Genomic DNA, 18,491 nt, shown 5'->3' with positions numbered 1-18,491 from the left:
TTTGAACTGTAAAATTCGGCTTACACTTAAAAAAAGCGCTTACATTTTTAATTAAAGTTTAATTATCTATGTGATAGATAAAATTTACCTAATTTTATTTGCCATTCATCCCGAAACACCCTATCATTATATCAGTGATGAACGATAAAGAACTTCATTTCTAAGAACTCATGTTATGGTAGACATCGAGCAATAGCTCCAATACTTCGCTTGGCCGGAATGGACAATTCCGGCCAAGCTTTTTTTATACAAATGATCCTATTTCTCTTCTCTTTTTTTAATCTCTTCAAGCCTTTTATTAAGTCCGGGCTCTCTGCCTTCAGTTCCGAATTCGTACCAGGTTTGATTTTTATACTCCTCGGGGAGATATTGCTGCCGAACCCAGTGCCTGTTAAAACTGTGAGGATACTTATAGTCATCCGAAGCATTCTTGGAATCTAAATACATGGATGCCAGTTTATTTGCAGTTTTATCTCTCAGATGGGCTGGAATCTCACCAATTCCTTTCTTCTTGATTTCACTATTTATTTCAAAGACAGCTTTTGTGCTATTACCCTTTGGGCTTATCGCAAGAAAAATACAGGCATGAGCCAAAAAATAAAATCCTTCCGGCATGCCCGTTTTTATAAAAGCTTCATGTGCAGAATTAATCACCGTAATGGCATACGGATCGGCCATGCCCACATCCTCAGATGAAAAAATTAACATCCGGCGGAATATAAAATTCGGATCTTCGCCACCTTCAAGCATCGCGTTCATCCAGTAAAGAGCCGCATCTACATCAGAACCGCGCATGGATTTAATAAAAGCAGAGGCATAATGATAATGCTCGTCACCGGTTCTGTCGTACCGAACACTTCTTTTTTGGATGGATTGGCGAGCAATTTCAAGGGTAATATCCACTTTTCCGTCCTTACTCTTTGGTGTTGACAATGCTGCCACTTCCAGTGCATTTAACGCATTCCGAATGTCGCCACCGGCATAATCAGCGAAATGCTCAACGGCATCATCGGAAATTTCAATCTCTACAAATCCCAGGCCTCTTTCTTCATCCTTCAAAACCCGGCCAATCATTACTTTTACATCCTCTTTCGTTAAAGGATACAATTCAAAAAGCTGGCAACGGGAAAGCAATGGACTTACCAGCGAGTAAAAGGGATTTTCTGTTGTGGCTCCAACCAGTGTCAAAACGCCGGATTCGAGATGTGGCAAGAGTGCATCCTGCTGAGCTTTATTCCAACGATGAATTTCATCCACAAACAATATGGTCTTCTTCCCTGTGGCTTTTTTCTGATGTTCGGCCTTCGACACCACTTTTCGCAACTCTTTGATTCCGTCAAGCACGGCATTAATCACTTCAAACCTTGCATCAATTTCTCTCGAAATGACATGAGCCAATGTGGTTTTACCTGAGCTTGGAGGGCCATAAAAAATCAACGAACCAATCACTCCACTCTTAATCATTCGATTCAACATCTTGCCTTCTCCAACCAAATGCTCCTGACCTACAAATTCATCCAGCGATTGCGGACGCATACGTGTTGCCAGCGGCTGATTTTCATAATCTCTCTGAAGAGGGGAATCGTTCGGGCTGTCTTTTTCAAATAAATCCATATCAAAAGTTAACTTCCAATTTTCAAAATCCAAACCCCAAGCTTTATGTTCATACAAGAAACCTGGAAAAAGAAGCGCGAAATTGATTCATCCTTGAACAAACGAGTATATTCGAAATTTGGTGCTTATTCCGATCAAGCCGATATGGGAAAATTATAAATAATTTTTTATTCGGAGCCTATTTCAATTTCCACTAACTGCCTTCTATCCTGAATCTCAACTCTCTCTACTGAGCCGTTTGGCCAGGTTATTTCAACAGCTAAGGGAAATTCTCCTTCAATCACACCTAACACTTGTGTGTAACTGTTTTGCGAGCCGTATCCTCCTCCAGCCTGGACAAATCTTCGAGGTCCTTTTTTCCCACCTTGGTAGATCAATCGGAGGCTTGAACCCACAGCGTTAAGATTTGATTGCGGACCGGTTAATTTTACTTTAATTCCTTCTGTGTTAACCTGGTTTTCAAATAATTTTGTCTGCCCGTTATTTTGGGATACCGCCAAATCTGTCCTTCCATCACCATTAAAATCGCCAAGCGCCGCACCTCGTTGCTCTCCATATATCTTGATACCACTCACGTTTCCGGAAATCGTCATAAAATTACCGGTCCCATCCCCTTTTAACAGTAAACCTCTTCCTGCATCAAGTCGAGGCGTATTTTTGGAGAACCCAAAAAAGTTCTGTCCAATAAATAAATCCTCATGACCGTCATTATCAAAATCAGAAACTCCCGCATAAAACCCCATAGAGAACTGTGCCTCGGTGGGAAGAGGTTTGGCTTCAAAGCCAGTGCCGGTATTTATAAAAACCACATGCTCAAGTGTATTAATCTCTTTAAACGGCACCCTTTCAAAAGATTGGGCGAAAATCTCTTCAATAGTTGCTTCTGAAAATTGGGCATGTGATCGAACATTTGATAGAATTGTAGGAACCGATTCAAACTGATGAAGTTTTCGCCTGGGTACATATGCATTTTCTTCTTCACTGTAGTACGTTTCAAGGATATCGAGTCGCCTGTCCCAGTTAAAATCATCGTAATACATTCGGACCGCACGATTGCCACGTAATTGATAAGAACTGTTTAAACCAATATTGAGCGCCACGATATCCGGTAGTCCGTTACCGGTAAAATCGCCGACGGCAATTCCGTTCCACCATCCTTTATACGTATTGAGCCCTACCTGATTCGTAACTTCAATGAATCTGCCGCCCCGGTTTTCGAAGAGTTTAAGTGTTCCCCATTCCGTACTGATTAAGAGATCTTGCCGACCGTTGCCATTCATATCAACAAAGAGGGCATCTGTTACGAGCCCAACCCCGGTTAACCTCTCGGAGTTTTGAGCATCTAAGTCAAATCCAGTACGATTATTTCGAAACAGTCTCGAATCGGCATCCACAGGATACTGGCCCGGTTTAAAACGCCCGCCAATAAACAGATCCACGAACCCATCTCCAGTATAATCGGCAGCGGCAATCGGTCCCGTAGTGGAATGGATGCCGGGAATTTCCTTTACTTGTGCCACCAAACCCGACGTGGCACTTGAAGCAGCCTGATGACTAAAGTCATAGACAAAGGCCGCCGGAACATTCGGGTTTCCCTGCTCGTAATTGGCACTCCCGACGACAATACGATTCTTTTCATCCTCCTTCCAACCCAAAATCGCCGTTTGATCACCCGGAGCGTTATCACCATATCCATTCACTTCTGCATGCGTAAAGCTTCCGTTGCCATTGTTTGTTAGAAGAACCGGCCGGCCGTCTTTTCCCGATGTAATAAAAAGATCATCATTCTCATCGCCGTTTACATCAAACCATGCAACGCCAGGGCCAAAGCTACTTATTTTGGCAGGAAGCAAAGGACTAAACCTGAAATCGTTGTAATCGTTTTCCTGGTGCCTGTGTGCCAGTTCATCAGATACATCCCGGAATATCGGGGTTATACTCTTGTCAATAACAGAGTCATAATCCTCCCGAAAAATTTCAACGGATGACTGGTCAATTTCATAAATCCTGTTGGCCGATACATTTGAAATCAAACTTTTCCTGCCATCCGGCCAGGTTACGATAATTGAGTGTTCATCACTTTCATCATTGGCGGCAAAAACGGCAAGCGTTTGCGAGCCGGATAAATAATTTCCACCGGCTGTAATTTCTTTAACCTGCTGAACCGGACCTCCCTTTAATTCAACTTTTGCTCCAATACCTTGTGTATTTGGTACCACTCCCTTTACCTGAACTGCAATTCTGGAAGCGTTGGACCTGTTCTCATACACAGCGGCTTCATCATCCATGCGGTTTAAAATGAGGTCGTGATCTCCGTCGTTATCGAGATCGGCCATGGCCATTCCATGGGAAATATCATCAGAGTCAAATCCCCAGTCATCGCTTACATCTGAAAAGGTAAGGTCCCCATTATTTTTAAAAACTTTATTTGGCAGTTCAAGGCGTGGGTATTTTAAAATATCGGCTCCACCCCGTGAACTTCCCCTATCTAACTCATACATAGCAACCTGGGTATCCATATCCTGGTAATCATTTCCAAATCCGGTTGTCACAATCAGGTCTTCATATCCGTCCAGATCTACATCAAGAAACCGGGTAGCCCACGACCATTCACTGGCCTCTAATCCGCTGTAATAAGCGATCTGGGCAAATGTCCCTGTTTGCTCGTTCTCAAACATATCTCCGCGATTCAAATAAACAGAATTGCGATTGTGTAAGGTTTTCCCCTGATATTCCGGTAGATAATCTGATGATTGCCGAAGACGTCTCGAGTGATTACGACTCAACATTTCGGTAACCACAAAATCGATATGACCATCCCTGTTAATGTCGGAAAAATCAACTCCCATAGAGGAAAAACTCATATTACGGATGGCATGCTTTTCTATAGCTTTGAACGTGCCGTCGCCCCTGTTGATCCAAAAACGATCGGGAGTCCAAAAATCGTTAGCAACGTACAAATCGGGCAAACCGTCTTCGTTTACATCACGAAACGTGGCTGTTAAACCCCAGTCGGGTGATAAGCCTGTAGGATTATCATCTTCATCAAAAAAATGATGAAGTGGATTTACACGCTCAAAGCGACCGTTTCCAATATTAAGGTAGAGCTCGTCTGGCCCCCCAATCTCGTTTCTGAATGGCCCTTCCTCCGTTTCCACAATTGTGAAATAGTCGCTGAATGCCGGGATCACATGTAATGTTCCGTCAATGATTTCCACCGTATTTTCCATCGAAAGCTCCCTGGCGGAAAACATGTCACGGACGGTTTGAATTTTATAATTGGCAATGTACAAATCGGGTAGCCCGTCTCTGTTAATATCGGCAATAGCCATTGTATGGGCGCCCCGGCTTTTTCCCAAACCACTGTCTTTTTTGAGGGTGAATCTGCCGTTACCATCATTAATGTAGAGACAATTCTCATCACTGAGTGAAGTGATAAGAAGATCAGGATTGCCATCTCCATTTATATCAGAAAAAACTACACCTGTTGAATTGAATCCCTCGTGGGCTACACCCGCTTCTTGTGTAATATCTTCAAACTGGAATCCGCCAAGGTTTTTATACAGTTTATTTGGCCCATCGATCGCTGCAAAATAGATATCAACCAATCCATCACCATCTACATCAGCAACCGCCACACCTGAACCGTTCAGATAATGCCTGTTCTTTCGCCGCAATTCTTCGCTGACATCATTCCTGAAAATGATCCCTGTATTTGAGGAGAGCAACATCCTAAAACCTTCGTCATCCCAAAAACCTGGATCGACCTCTGCCCAGCGGTACCCATCCTCTTGTTGCCACTCGGGTATTTCTTTGGAGGTACAACCCGACATCAGAGTACAACAGCCTATAAGAAATGCAGCAAGCTTAGATAGAGCAGACATACAATTTTGCGAATTGAAAGAGAATGATATGAAAAGACAGCACATCTGTCAGCTTTTGAGAGGATAAAATGATTGATTCGCCTGTAAAAATCCACTTTCAATTCTCATGCAGCTTTTCAAATTATAACAACCACAGTTTTCTAATATGTTTGAATTGATCATAAAAAACCTGTCAGACTTCATTTGCAATTCATCAAACAAACCTGACAGGCTTAAATAAACCTAACCTCAAAGCAAATGGATCAATTCAATATCCCGGATTCTGGATTAATTGATTATTCCGATTCATTTCATCCTCAGAGATCGGCGCAAAATAATGGCTATCGTTCCAGTTTCTTTCCCGGATACTATACGGCTCATAAGTATAGTTGGAATATGTACTTCGATCTCTTCGATCCGTTGCATCCGCTGTAATTCTAATCCCGAAGCCATTATGATATTTTTCCGGAGCGGTTTTCCATCGGCGTATATCAAAAAACCGGTGTTCCTCCCCGAACAGTTCAACACGACGCTCATTCCGGTATCTTTCAACAAGAGCCTGGCCACTGTCGGTAATATCCGGCATCCCGGCACGCTCGCGCACCATATTGATTACCTGGCGGGCTTCTTCATCTTCACTCAACCCAATGCATGCCTCGGCATAGTTTAACAGAACTTCGGCATACCGGAAATACGGATAGGGGGTTTCCTGGCGTTCTGAAGGCAGCATCGTCGGGTCGATAAATTTTCGCATGTAGTACCGTGTGTAACTACCGTTCCAGTCTTCTATTGGCCCATTTCTGGTATCCACTCCTACAGCCTCTGAGCCGTCGGGCAGGGTTATAGATTCAAATGTTTGAATATGCCCATTCGCATCATAAGGTTCCCGAAATGAAGGTGGTTCTACCCAAGGAGCTCCGTCGTACAAAATGGAAGCGTAAAAACGGGGATCCCGATTTTCGTATGGTGCTGCAGCGTGTTCAGGATTATTCCAGTCGAATTCGGATCCGTCGGACATTTCATAAGAATCTACCAATGACTGAAGTGGAGTATTACCAGCCCACCCCCGGTAACCGTTTGGACCGTTAAATTGGTGCGTCAAGTAGCGGTCTGTCCAATCTCTGCTGGCCAGGAAATAGCGATTTAAAATAGTTTCAGAATGTCTTCCATTCACCAGGAAGAGCTGCTCATAATTTACAGCGGGATCGGCATGTTGGTTGTACAAGCTGTATATATTCAAATCCATCACTTCCTGTGCGGCGGCTTTTGCAGCCTGGTAGCGAGATTCCTGACTGCCGGAGGTGTACCCGGTCAATTCGGGATTGGAACCAATTGGATCGGCAAACAAATCACTGGCTGCATGAATCAGTATCCTTGCTTTCAGAGCTAAAGCCGCGCCTTTTGTAGCCCGACCAAGGTCCCGGGGTTCAATCGGCAGCAGTGCGGCTGCACGATCAGCTTCTTCAACTACAAAGTTAACGCTCTCTTCAAAAGAGTTTCGTGCAACCAGCAGGTCCTCATCACCAAACAGGTCGACTGAAGTTTCGATGATAGGCACCCCACCGTACATACGGATGAGATTATGATAGAAATACGCTCGCAAAAAATGTGTTTCTCCCTTTATCGAGCTTTTGAAACTTTCGCTGGCATTGGCATCATCGATATTCTCCAGGATGATGTTGGCCTGCCGGATTGCATAATAGAGATGATCCCACCGAAAATGCTGGAGATCTCCGCGACCAAGTGACCCGAGGTCGTCGGGTCTCCAATTGCCCGAAACGATCCCAAATGATCCGTAATCATGAGTAAAATGAGTGTCATCTGTCAGCGAGGAGAGCTTTAACTCATCTTGTCCGTGGTGCATTTGCCGATAGACATCCCCCAAATAGAGGTCCATCAACGCGGGGTCTTCCCACACTTGATTGTCAGAAATCTGATCTGTGGGGCTCAGATTCAATGCGTCCTGACCGCAAGAATTGAGACCAAAAGCCACAATTATTACAGTCAGTATCAGTAATAATGATTTTGATAAATTCTTCATGATTTTAAAATTTTTCAGAGTTATTTGTGGAAATAACCTGCCTGGTTTCGAAAAACCGACAGGTTTGTTCAAACAGAACTTTTCCTAAAATGCCAGTGATAAACCGAGGTTGAACACCCGCTTCTGGGGATAATAGGATCCCGATGCGTTCCGGGCTTCCGGATCCAATGGAAAATCACTCCACGTGATCAGATTAAATCCGTTTGCATACACTCGCAGCCTGTTAATACCCATTCGGGTTGTGAGAGAAGGCGGCAGATTATACCCGATCTCCATATTTTTGAGCCGAATGTAATCCGTGTCCATATAGAAGTACGTATTGCGCTGGTTGATCCAATACTCCTCTTCGCGCTGGAAAGCTCTCGGGCCTGAAGCATCCGGGTTATCTGGCGTCCACCGCTGATCGGCAAAGTGACTTAAATAGTTACCAAAGTCACCCGACTGGGTTTGCACCCATTGTGAAGCGCCGGCTGCACCCTGAAATAAAATTACGAAATCAAATGCCTTATACTGACCACTGATATTCAGTCCTCCATTCCATTTTGGAACCCCGGTTCTGTCAGTACGGATTCGGTCTTTTCCATCAATCAACCCATCTCCATTCACATCCCTGAAGATCAAGTCACCAGGGCGTGCCTCTTCCAAATGGGGCATACTATTTAGATGTGCTTCATCTCTAAAGACGCCAATCACATCATACATGAGTCCATAATCATTACCATCATCATCAATCGTCATAGGGCTACCTGTAGACTGCTGCCATTCAGGAGCTCCCGGTGGTTCATCCCAGAACTGAATCTCATTGGTTGCATATCCACCGTTCACAGATACATCCAGCCAGAAATCGGTGCCGAACTGTTGCCGCCAACCGATACTGCCGTCAAATCCATAAGCTTTCACTTCACCAATATTTTCACGCGGCAGGTTGATTCCGGCCGTTTGGGGTACAGAGGCATTTCTAAACCAAAGAATGTCGGTCCGAAGTTCGTTGAAGTAATCAAGCTCCAATGATAACCGGTCGTCGAACATTCGAGATTCGATTCCCAAGTCGAACTGATTGGACACTTCCCAACTTACATCCGGGTTCGGTGTTCTTGCCGGATAGATACTCTGGTTGGCAGTATTGTTGAATATATACCCGTCACCAAATTGGTATGTGGACATAAACTGCCACTCTTCGATCCGGTCATTTCCGGTTTGTCCATAAGAAGCGCGGAGCTTCAGCTCATCGAAGAAAGTTGTTGCATTCCGAAACCAGTTTTCCTGGGTTAGCCTCCAGCCCACTGAAACAGAAGGGAAGAACCCGTAACGGCTGCCTTCCGGGAAGATGTACGAACCGTCGTACCGAGCCACAAACTCCACCAAATATTTACTCTGGTAGTTGTAGTTGAGGCGCGTGAAGAAGTTCTGCCGCAGTGCTCTGTTCGGCCGGTCGATATCATCTCCCAAAGAAGAACTACCACCTTCAATGTTTTGCTGTTCTTCACCTCCAAAAGAAAGCTGATCGATCTGCGTGGTTGGGAAAAACCTCCTGAAAGCATAAAACCCGGAATTTTTGATCTCCTGCCTTTCAGCACCGAGTAAAATGCCAAAGGAGTGATTTTCAATGTCTCTTCGGTAATTGGCCAGAAAGTTCACCAGGATGTTCTGCCCCTCATCGGACCATTGTTCCAGCCTTGCATCCTGATTTGGCACCAGGCTTGCATTAAAAATCGGTGTACCACTGCTGTCCATGCCATCAGGCTCACCATCTCCATTAGTATCAAAACCGGCCAGGTCGTAGAGGGTCCAAGGTGTTTGCCAATATTTTCGATTGCGAAAATCTTTATCAAACACAGCGGTACCTGTAAAAGAGAGGCCTTCAACACTCGGCATTTCGATGTTGAGTTTCACACTGCTTTGAAAATAATAGCGATCATCACGGTCATAGCCTGTGGCATCTGTTCCAGTTACGACAGGGTTGGTTCCGTTCTCAATATCTGGTGCAGGCAGTCCATTCGGCCAATAACCTTGTTCGTTAGGCTTGCCTCTCATCAGCATCCGGAATGTTTCACCTGCACTTTCTGTGGGAAAATTCCGGTCTTCAAACCGCCCAAGAAGGTCTACAGCAAGCGAAATGTTTTCTGTGAGCTGCCCATCAAGATTACTTCGAAAACTATACTCATTATAACTGGTAGCACTGTTTTCGTAAAATCCATCCTCGGTTAACCCGCTAAAAGAAAGGTAATACCGAAAATTATCAGTTCCGCCCGAGACCGACATATCCGCTCTGGTCTGGTACGATATTGGTTTTAAAGCCTCTGCAAACCAGTCTGTGTCCGGGCAGAGCCATGGATCCTGTACCTGTGCATGACAATTAATCTCCTCCTGGCTATAACGGGGTTCAGTGTTCCTGTACATATCAATTTCGTTCAACATCGTCATATAAGTCTCGGCATCTGCCATTTCAGGAACACGGCTTGGCTGATTGAAACCCTGATTATAATTCACCGAAAACTGAGGAGTCCCCGCACGTCCTCGTTTGGTCGTAATCAAAATTACACCATTAGCTGCACGAGAACCATAAATTGCGGCCGATGCATCTTTTAAAACACTAATATTCTCTACATCTCTCGGATTTATTCGATCCAGTCCACCAGACCTGTCCGGGACTCCATCAATTACTATAAGAGGACGATTGTCATTCAATGTACTCTCTCCACGAATTCGGATGAGTGCACCATCGAATCCGGGCTCACCACTCTGGTTTACAGTTACGATCCCAGGAAGCTGGCCGGTCAGAGAATTGGCCATATTAGTAACAGGTATTTGCTCAATTCGTCGTCCCGAAACCGAACTGACAGAACCCGAAAGAGTTTCCCTGGTTTGAGTTCCATATCCAACAACAACAATATCCTCTGCCTGAAATACATCCATTCCCAATTCTACATCTACCGTAGTACGCCCGTTGATTGGAACGGTCTGACTCTGATATCCCACGTAAGAAAATACGAGTGTATCATTCAAAGTTGGCACCGTGAGTTCATACATCCCATCAATATCCGTTGCGGTACCCTGGTCGGTATCTTTAATCGTAATGTTTACTCCGGGAAGCGCCTCCCCTGTAGTTGCATCCGTAACCGTTCCTGTAATTAATTCCTGCATTACAACAAGCGGAATCTCGGGCCGGGAGATTACATATGTATACTCATTTAGCTGTGAATAATTGAGCTCCATAGCTGTTAAAATTTCTGCAAGCCTCTTTCCGTTCATCTGGTTTAACTCAGATTCAAGTAGATTTACATATTGATCTTCCATCACCTGATCCTGGTACAGAAATGTAACCCTGTACTGTTCTTCAAGATTACTCAGAATGTTTTTGAGGGGTATGCGATACGCTTGGGTACCAACTTCTTTTTGCATATCCACATAAACAGATGCCAGAGAATTTTTCTCTTGGGCCTGCATCTCCCATGTACTCACAAAAAAGATGAGCAATAGAACAAGCAAATTACGTATGGTAGAATGTATCCGCTCCATATTTTCGGTCCGTTTTGGTTGATGTTTTGATTTTATGAATGATACTGCCAGGTCTTCTCTTCTTAAAAACACAGTGCTCCATTTTACAATTACCCGGCAACAGTGCGATACTCCGGGATTGTCTCGTAATGCTCCTTCATCAGAGTAAATACTTCAAGATGGTTGCCTGAAGCTAATTCACAATTCAAATAAATTTTACTTCCTTGACATCGACAGGAATTTCATTCAAAGAGAAATCCTTATTTCGGGGTTATGAAAATTGTCCCCCCTTCCTGTCTTACATGCACGTGCAGAGCTTCGGACAGGCCTTCTTTTATAAGTTGAAGATTGGTGCTGCTGATGGTTCCGGAAACAGTTTTATTTTGCAAATCGGCAGAGGGGATTTTCACTTCAATACCAAATACAGTTTCAATGCGCTCTGCTATTTGACTTAATGGAGTTTTTTCGAATGTCCAGATATCCCTGATCCAGGATGTGTAAAGACCAGGATTCACTTTTTGAAGTAAAATTTTATCATTTCCGGGAAGAAGCCGGGCCATCTCTCCCGGTTCCAGCGTTGCATTAATAGTATGTTCAGAGTCTTCATGATTTGGCATGCTAACTTTAACTTCACCCTCTTCCAGAACTGTGCGGGTACCTTGAGATGATGTTTGAACGGTAAATATGGTACCAGTTACTTCTACAATTCCGTCTTGGGTGTGGACTCTTAAAAGACGTGAAACTTCGCCTGTGTGCGGTTCGATATCAAACCAGGCTTCTCCTTCCAGATGGATGTCAATATTTTGTCCGCTTCCATTTGAATCGGACCATGAATATGTAAGATGGGAATTTGCATTCAACACAATGCGGGATCCGTCAGTCAAATGCAGGAAAGCTTTTTCTCCAAATCCTGTTTGGTAATCGGATCTGGAAACAGTGGTAAGTTCTTCTTGTTGCTGCTTTGTACTAATTTCAGAAAACTGAAAAATTCCAATAGACACCATTATAAATACAATAATAGCGGCTGCTGTAAACCAAATACCGCCACTTCTTCTGCCTGCCTTAAACAAATTTCTTTTACCGGGCTTTTTTGAAGACAAGGAAGATTCGCTGAGTGACTTTTCAAGTTTTGTCAACTCAACCTGGGGATTCGGAATTTTTCCTTCATTAAATTCAGCAAACTGAACCAACTCTTTTGCATCCCGAAGCAGGATCTTGTGATCGGGATGCCGTTGCAGCCATTCCTGCCAGTAGATCCGTTCTTCCTCGCTGGCAACACCTTTTATGAAACGAACAAAAGTGTCGTCAAGCAGAAGGTTTTCAAGTTTGTCATTTTCTTTGTCTGTCACTTGTAGTAAAAAAGGATATCTGATTTTTGTGTGTCTTCACCTTAATAGACACAAGCCAAAAGAATAAGTACCGGTTTTTTCTTTTGATTAATGAAAAAACTGTCAGCAGACAAATATCGATACTAGTCGGTAAGCTCTACTTGTTAACAGAGGCGCGGGCAATACTCTCTCGAATAATCTTTACGGATTCATACATGCAGTTCTTAACTCTTTGAATAGACAGATCGAGAAATTCAGCTATTTCGGCGTTTGTCATGCCGTGACTCATTCGGAGATAAAAAATTTCCTTTTGCCGGTCAGTCAGATTCTCCTGTGCCTTTAAAAATAATTGATAGCGTTTCCTCTCAATCTCTCCATAAATAATTCTATCCTCGGCAGATTGAAGTGAAAGTGAAATATCCTCCATGTACTCTCTGTTTCTTCTGTGAATCGATTCAGACTGTTCCTTGTGGCGTAACAATATCCGTCTTAATGAATACAGTAAATAGTACTCTACAGAATCTGCCTCATTAATTCTCTTTCTTTTTTTCCAGAGCTTCAGAAATAATTCCTGGATTCCATCCTCCACAACACCGTCATCCAATGACAGATTTAACCCATATTGGTAAAGACTTTTGTAGTGCTGCAAAAAAATTCTTCCCAAAGCTTTTTGATCGCCTTCTAAATAGGCTTTCCATAACTTTGTATCATTCTCCTGACTCCCATCTAAAGAATGATCTGCTTGCAAAAACATGTAGCTATCCGGTAGGTTATTTAACACTGACAGTTATATAAAAGCGCTTCCAGTTTAAGTGTAAAAAAATGGACGGAAAACTGTCATTAGAGTTTTGGTGTATATAATACACTTGAGCTGTTATTTAAATAATTATTAACGGCTGAATAGTCAAGAAAAAATTAACCGGTAACTTATTCCTATTTATTGTTTTCCAACAATAAGATATGAGGAGATTTTTCCCACCTTTTTTGAACCGAATCTGCCACTAATGAGGGGCCCCTGGAAAAATTGCCCAAAAGAATATCATCCCTTCCGTTTCCAGTCCAATCCGCCACATCCATCGTTTGCCATCTGCCCAGTTTGGCGGCCGGATGATGATATGGCCTAAAAGAAAAATCCCCCTCATTTTTGAAAAAAAGGAATCCCTCCTCAGGACTTTTCTCATAATCTGCGAAAAAAGAGATCAACGCAATATCTAAATCGCCATCCAAATCAAAATCACGTGCTTTTGCATCATAAGCCCCATTTACTGGATAAAACCACTTTTGGCTGAATTGATCCTGTCCGTCATTCAAATAGATGTAAACTCCGTGATATGGTTTCAATACTTTTGAGAAATCGGCATTATCGCCGCTGGTATATAAAATATCCACATGCCCGTCTTTATTAAAATCATGCAGTTCAAATGAGCTTGAACCGGCAGTAACTTCAAACTGAAGTAATTTCTTTCTTTCAAACTCTCCTTCTCCTTTGTTTGAAAATATGTAAATAGCCTGATCGGTTTGAGTGCAGAGGGATAGAATGTCTGGCCACCCGTTCTGAGTATAATCAGTAATATATGATTGGATACATCCGGGTGTGTTGATCAATATGTGCTTTTCCTGTGCTATTCCACTGCCTTTATTTTCCACCCAAAAGAGACTGCCCATTCGATGACCAAATTCATTTACGAGCAGGTCTTCCAGGCCGTCGCGGTTCAAATCGGCAAACTGACTTTCCACGGGTCGTGTTATATCAGATACCAAAATTGAATCCACTGATAAACTCCGGGCCTCCGGATCATAACTGCCGGTTCGTACTGATCCATAGGGTGCATCAGATGGATATAAATGGCCAATGAATGTAAAAAGAAATTCCTGTAGCCCGGGTTTTCTCTGCTTACTTTTCGAAAGAAATTGAATGTCAGCTAATGTTGATTCTATTTCAAAACGGTGTTCGAGTTGCAAATCCTCATTCAAAACCATGAATATCCCTTCATGAAAATCACTTGCGTAAATCAATCGATTTACCGGATCAAATTTTACAGCTGTTACACCCGGTGGTTCTTCAGCCTGAACGTCGGAAAATGCAGCACTGAAAAATAGTGTATCGACAATTATTGGCGGGATTCTTTCTGTCTTATTTAAATCTTGCGGTGCTGCACGCAAATAATAGTCTTGGATTTTTTTCCACTCCTGTGTGCTAAGGACCGGTTCGGAAGGATAATAATTTTCAGGGAGATAGGGATTTCTGGCAGGGTTGTATGAGGAACGGTTGATATCCATCCCGAGAAACGGAGCCATTGCCGGAAGGGTCTCAAAACGCCACGTTCTCCACGGTAGAAGGTTGGGATCTGGAAATTTATGACAACTGCTGCAATAGGTAGTTGCCAGTTGTTTACCTTCAAGAAAATGAGGATCCGTTATTCTGTTTTCAGTGCCACTTCCAGGATTTTTCTTAAAATACAGCACCATTGCAAACACAAACAGAATACCAATTAAAGACAAAAGTACTTTTTTTTGGGCATTCACCATTTATTTATCATTCTTTACCTGAATACTCTGTTCAAATTCCACACGGATTTTCCATTATGTGTTTTTTTTCAAACAAATCATAACATGCTTTCCAGGTCAACAAAATCAGGGCGGTTTTCATGGCGGACAATCGCGATACTATGCTTATCGGGATCTGTCTTGCTTCTGTTGATAGCTCACGTTACCGGAGTTTATCAAATTTCATTTCTTCAAAGTTTTTCTCCTAACAACCATCCGATTCGTATTTCGGATGTAACTGCGCAGGCAGGACTTGAATTATTTAAACGACCCAAAATCAACCAAAACAATCCTTCCTACCTGGAAGTAATGGGCGGAGGTGTTGCCGTGGGTGATATTGACGGTGACGGCTGGGAGGACCTGTTTTTTACAAATATGCCGTCGTTTGAAGAAGTTCCCGAAGAGTTGTCTACATCCTCAGCGTTATTTCGAAATCTTGGTGATGGAACATTTAAAGATATCACCCGGGAATCGGGGCTGGATCAAATAAAGGGATACCCGATTGGAGCACTTTTTTTTGATTATAATAATGACGGGCATCAGGATTTGTATGTAACAGCCTACAACGGCGGCGAACTTTTTCGAAATGAAGCTGGTGTCTTTACAAATGTTACCCATTCAGCCAATGTAAATCTCGAGGGATATTGCGGTGATTTTCCGTGTATGGTGGCTGCAGCCTCTTCAGCTGATTATGATCGTGACGGATTCCTGGATTTATTGCTTATCAACAATGTAGACTGGGATATCAATGATTCCCGTTACTATGGTCGGGGATCTCTCATACCGATACATTACAATGCCCAGCCAACGATCCTTTTGAGAAATAATGGTGACGGCACATTTCAAAACGTATCGGCAGAAAGCGGGGTTAATAACCAGGATGCTCACAGGCATCGCGAAGATGGAAAAGGACTCTCAGCGGTTTGGACGGATTTTAACAATGATCGTTGGCCGGATATATATATCGCAAATGATCTGTCGCCAAACAGGTTGTACATTAATAAAAAAGACGGAACATTTTCGGAGGTAGGAATTGCCGCCTTTGTAGATGAAGCCAAAAGCAGCATGGGAGTAGATGCGGTTGATTTTAATCATAGTGGAGAAGTTGATCTTGTAACCACGAACCTCATTGGACAAATGGCCAGCCTTTTCAAAAATTACGGAAATCTTCGTTTTGATTATGTAACCTACCAAACCGGAATCATGCCCAGCGCCCGTGTATCCGGCTGGGGAGTCGTTTTTATTGACCTGGACCTCGACGGTCACCAGGATTTGGTGATGGGGAACGGACCGCTCTGGCAGCCTGAAGATGAATTAGAAGCAAAAAATCTATTCTTCAAAAACCGAGGAAATGAATCGTTTCAGAATGTCACAGACGAGATTGTGCAATTTCCAAACCATGCAATGACGAGAGGGCTGGCTGTAACCGATTTTGACCGATCGGGAACTCCCGATCTGATTTTCTCGAACATTAATGGAGACACCTCACAGCTTATCAAAAACCAATCAACTGGAAACAACTGGGTTCGGCTCGATTTTGAAGGTACTCTCTCGAACCGGGATGCCATTGGAGTGCGGGCCATTGTTAAACGAAGAGACAGACAGGTTCAAATGCAAACCGTAAAAGCCGGCAATTCATACGTCAGTTCCGGCAGTAAATCTCTTTTTTTTGGATTGGGAGAATCATCCATAGATACGTTGGTGATTCAATGGCCGTCTGGCAGAGACGATACTTTAACCAATCTGGAAATGAACAGGATTCATCACTTCAGGGAAGGGGCTGTTAAGCCAACTAAAGATGAATAAAAAAGAAGCTCCAATGTTCATTCAATCGGCTCCATTTTTACCGTTTATAATGCCATAAAATAACGCGCAGATCGTGAGAATACACTCCTTGAACTGGCTCAAGCGTTCATCGGATGAGTTTTATATCAAAACTTTAAATCCTCAAGCTTATTCGCCCATCCGATGATTCGTCCTACTCTCGTTGTCAATAAACTTAATTCTTAATTCACAACTTGACGAACTGTAGTCCGTTTATATCGGCAAATTATCGTGTTTCTTCTTGGGAACACAATCTACCTTGTTCTGGCAAAGTTCGAACGCTTTAATCAGTTTTTCTCTTGTTTCCGACGGCAAAATTACATCGTCAATAAATCCCCGGGCAGCCGCTCTGTATGGATGAGCGAATTCCTTGTTATACTCATCCTCAAGCTCTTTCTGTTTCGCTGCGGGATCATCGGCACTTTCAATTTCTTTCCTGAAGATAATTTCAACAGCGCCTTTGGTTCCCATTACGGCAATTTCTGATGTTGGCCAGGCCACGTTGTAATCTGCCCGAACATGTTTGGAGTTCATCACATCATACGCACCACCATAAGCTTTTCGGGTGATGACCGTCATTTTAGGAACGGTTGCTTCACAAAATGCATAGAGAAGCTTGGCTCCATGTTTGATGATTCCACCCCACTCCTGATCAGTGCCGGGCAAAAATCCGGGAACGTCTTCAAATACAACGAGCGGAATATTAAACGCATCACAAAATCGAACAAACCGCGCACCTTTCAAGGAAGCATCTATATCAAGCACACCTGCTAAAGACAATGGCTGATTTGCAACAATCCCAACAGTTCTTCCATCCAGCCTTGCAAAACCAACCACGATATTATCGGCATATTCTTCATGAACTTCGAAAAAGGAATCCTTATCCATCACACCCTTGATAGCATCTTTGATATCGTAGGGTTTATTGGGATTTAAAGGAACCAGTTCATCCAACTTGGCAGCTTTTTTGGAATCGGGTTCTACTGATTTTTGAGCCGGTACTTTTTCTTCACAATTTTGCGGAATATAACTCATCATCTGGCGAATCTGCCGCAGACATTCGGCATCGTTTTCGCTGGTAATGTGTGCCACGCCGGATTTTGTAGCATGCGCAGAGGCGCCTCCCAAATCTTCGGACGTCACTTCTTCATGAGTCACAGTTTTCACTACGTTAGGGCCCGTTACAAACATGTAGCTCGTGTTTTTTACCATAAAAACAAAATCAGTAAGGGCCGGACTGTAAACCGCTCCGCCTGCGCATGGACCCATCACAGCAGAAATTTGCGGAATCACACCGGATGCCATTGAATTTCTCCAGAACACTTCTGCATATCCTCCAAGCGAACTTACCCCCTCCTGGATACGTGCCCCTCCCGAGTCATTCAGGCCAATTATCGGGATTCCATTCTTCACAGCCAAATCCATAATTTTGCAAATTTTCTCGGCATGCGTTTCTGATAAAGACCCGCCAAAAACGGTAAAATCCTGGCTGAATATATACACCGGTCGGCCTTCAATTTTTCCAAAACCGGTAACTACGCCATCTCCCATCACCTGTTGTCCATCTAACCCAAAAGCCTGGCTCCTGTGTGTAACAAAAGCGTCAATTTCTTCAAAGCTTCCTTTGTCAACGAGAATATCAATTCGTTCTCTTGCCGTTAACTTCCCCTTGTCATGCTGTTTTTGTATCCGGGCTTCGCCTCCACCCTTCTTTGTTTCCTCTCTGAGCTTTTTTAGTCGCTCCACTTTTCCATTTTCTGACATGGTAATCTCGAT

General features: G+C 43.4%; 9 protein-coding genes. 1 reads left to right on the top strand and 8 read right to left on the bottom strand.

All coding sequences use genetic code 11. From position 1 onward, the window contains the following. Nucleotides 1–258: 258 nt before the first annotated feature. From L0B18_RS09475 to L0B18_RS09445, 7 genes are all read right to left on the bottom strand, one after another. Nucleotides 259–1,614: a replication-associated recombination protein A gene (locus L0B18_RS09475; protein ID WP_234571523.1), complete on the bottom strand. Its 1,356-nt coding sequence runs from the start codon at nucleotides 1,612–1,614 to the stop codon at nucleotides 259–261. Between the two features lie 167 nt (nucleotides 1,615–1,781). Further along, complete coding sequence (locus L0B18_RS09470) at nucleotides 1,782–5,498, bottom strand: FG-GAP-like repeat-containing protein (protein ID WP_234571522.1); 3,717 nt, start codon at nucleotides 5,496–5,498, stop codon at nucleotides 1,782–1,784. Nucleotides 5,499–5,745: 247 nt separating this feature from the next. Further along, complete coding sequence (locus L0B18_RS09465; RefSeq protein ID WP_234571521.1) at nucleotides 5,746–7,518, bottom strand: RagB/SusD family nutrient uptake outer membrane protein; 1,773 nt, start codon at nucleotides 7,516–7,518, stop codon at nucleotides 5,746–5,748. Between the two features lie 84 nt (nucleotides 7,519–7,602). Beyond that, nucleotides 7,603–11,037: a SusC/RagA family TonB-linked outer membrane protein gene (locus tag L0B18_RS09460; RefSeq protein WP_234571520.1), complete on the bottom strand. Its 3,435-nt coding sequence runs from the start codon at nucleotides 11,035–11,037 to the stop codon at nucleotides 7,603–7,605. A 239-nt stretch (nucleotides 11,038–11,276) separates the two neighbouring features. Further along, nucleotides 11,277–12,365 carry a FecR family protein gene (locus L0B18_RS09455; protein ID WP_234571519.1) on the bottom strand — a complete coding sequence of 363 codons (1,089 nt, stop codon included), beginning with the start codon at nucleotides 12,363–12,365 and terminating at the stop codon, nucleotides 11,277–11,279. Between the two features lie 136 nt (nucleotides 12,366–12,501). Further along, the gene (locus L0B18_RS09450; RefSeq protein WP_234571518.1) at nucleotides 12,502–13,098 is read right to left on the bottom strand and encodes an RNA polymerase sigma factor; all 597 of its coding nucleotides are present in this window, start codon (nucleotides 13,096–13,098) and stop codon (nucleotides 12,502–12,504) included. Between the two features lie 179 nt (nucleotides 13,099–13,277). Beyond that, nucleotides 13,278–14,873, bottom strand: coding sequence for an FG-GAP repeat domain-containing protein (locus tag L0B18_RS09445; protein ID WP_234571517.1), 1,596 nt, complete (start codon nucleotides 14,871–14,873; stop codon nucleotides 13,278–13,280). Nucleotides 14,874–14,957: 84 nt separating this feature from the next. Between L0B18_RS09445 and L0B18_RS09440 the strand changes: the two genes are divergently transcribed. Beyond that, nucleotides 14,958–16,697, top strand: a complete 1,740-nt coding sequence (locus L0B18_RS09440) for a CRTAC1 family protein (protein ID WP_234571516.1) — start codon at nucleotides 14,958–14,960, stop codon at nucleotides 16,695–16,697. 231 nt (nucleotides 16,698–16,928) lie between these two features. Here L0B18_RS09440 and L0B18_RS09435 read toward each other — a convergent pair whose 3' ends face one another. Continuing rightward, nucleotides 16,929–18,479: an acyl-CoA carboxylase subunit beta gene (locus L0B18_RS09435; protein ID WP_234571515.1), complete on the bottom strand. Its 1,551-nt coding sequence runs from the start codon at nucleotides 18,477–18,479 to the stop codon at nucleotides 16,929–16,931. Nucleotides 18,480–18,491 lie beyond the last annotated feature (12 nt).

The sequence above is a fragment of the Rhodohalobacter sp. 614A genome, from assembly GCF_021462415.1.
GTDB lineage: Bacteria > Bacteroidota > Rhodothermia > Balneolales > Balneolaceae > Rhodohalobacter.
This window is presented reverse-complemented; position numbering and strand designations above follow the sequence as displayed.

Excerpts from the sequence above, each read along its gene's own strand:
- L0B18_RS09475 (WP_234571523.1), bottom strand. The coding sequence starts at position 1,614 with ATGGATTTATTTGAAAAAGACAGCCCGAACGATTCCCCTCTTCAGAGA.
- L0B18_RS09470 (WP_234571522.1), bottom strand. The coding sequence starts at position 5,498 with ATGTCTGCTCTATCTAAGCTTGCTGCATTTCTTATAGGCTGTTGTACT.
- L0B18_RS09465 (WP_234571521.1), bottom strand. The coding sequence starts at position 7,518 with ATGAAGAATTTATCAAAATCATTATTACTGATACTGACTGTAATAATT.
- L0B18_RS09460 (WP_234571520.1), bottom strand. The coding sequence starts at position 11,037 with ATGGAGCGGATACATTCTACCATACGTAATTTGCTTGTTCTATTGCTC.
- L0B18_RS09450 (WP_234571518.1), bottom strand. The coding sequence starts at position 13,098 with ATGTTTTTGCAAGCAGATCATTCTTTAGATGGGAGTCAGGAGAATGAT.
- L0B18_RS09445 (WP_234571517.1), bottom strand. The coding sequence starts at position 14,873 with ATGGTGAATGCCCAAAAAAAAGTACTTTTGTCTTTAATTGGTATTCTG.
- L0B18_RS09440 (WP_234571516.1), top strand. The coding sequence starts at position 14,958 with ATGCTTTCCAGGTCAACAAAATCAGGGCGGTTTTCATGGCGGACAATC.
- L0B18_RS09435 (WP_234571515.1), bottom strand. The coding sequence starts at position 18,479 with ATGTCAGAAAATGGAAAAGTGGAGCGACTAAAAAAGCTCAGAGAGGAA.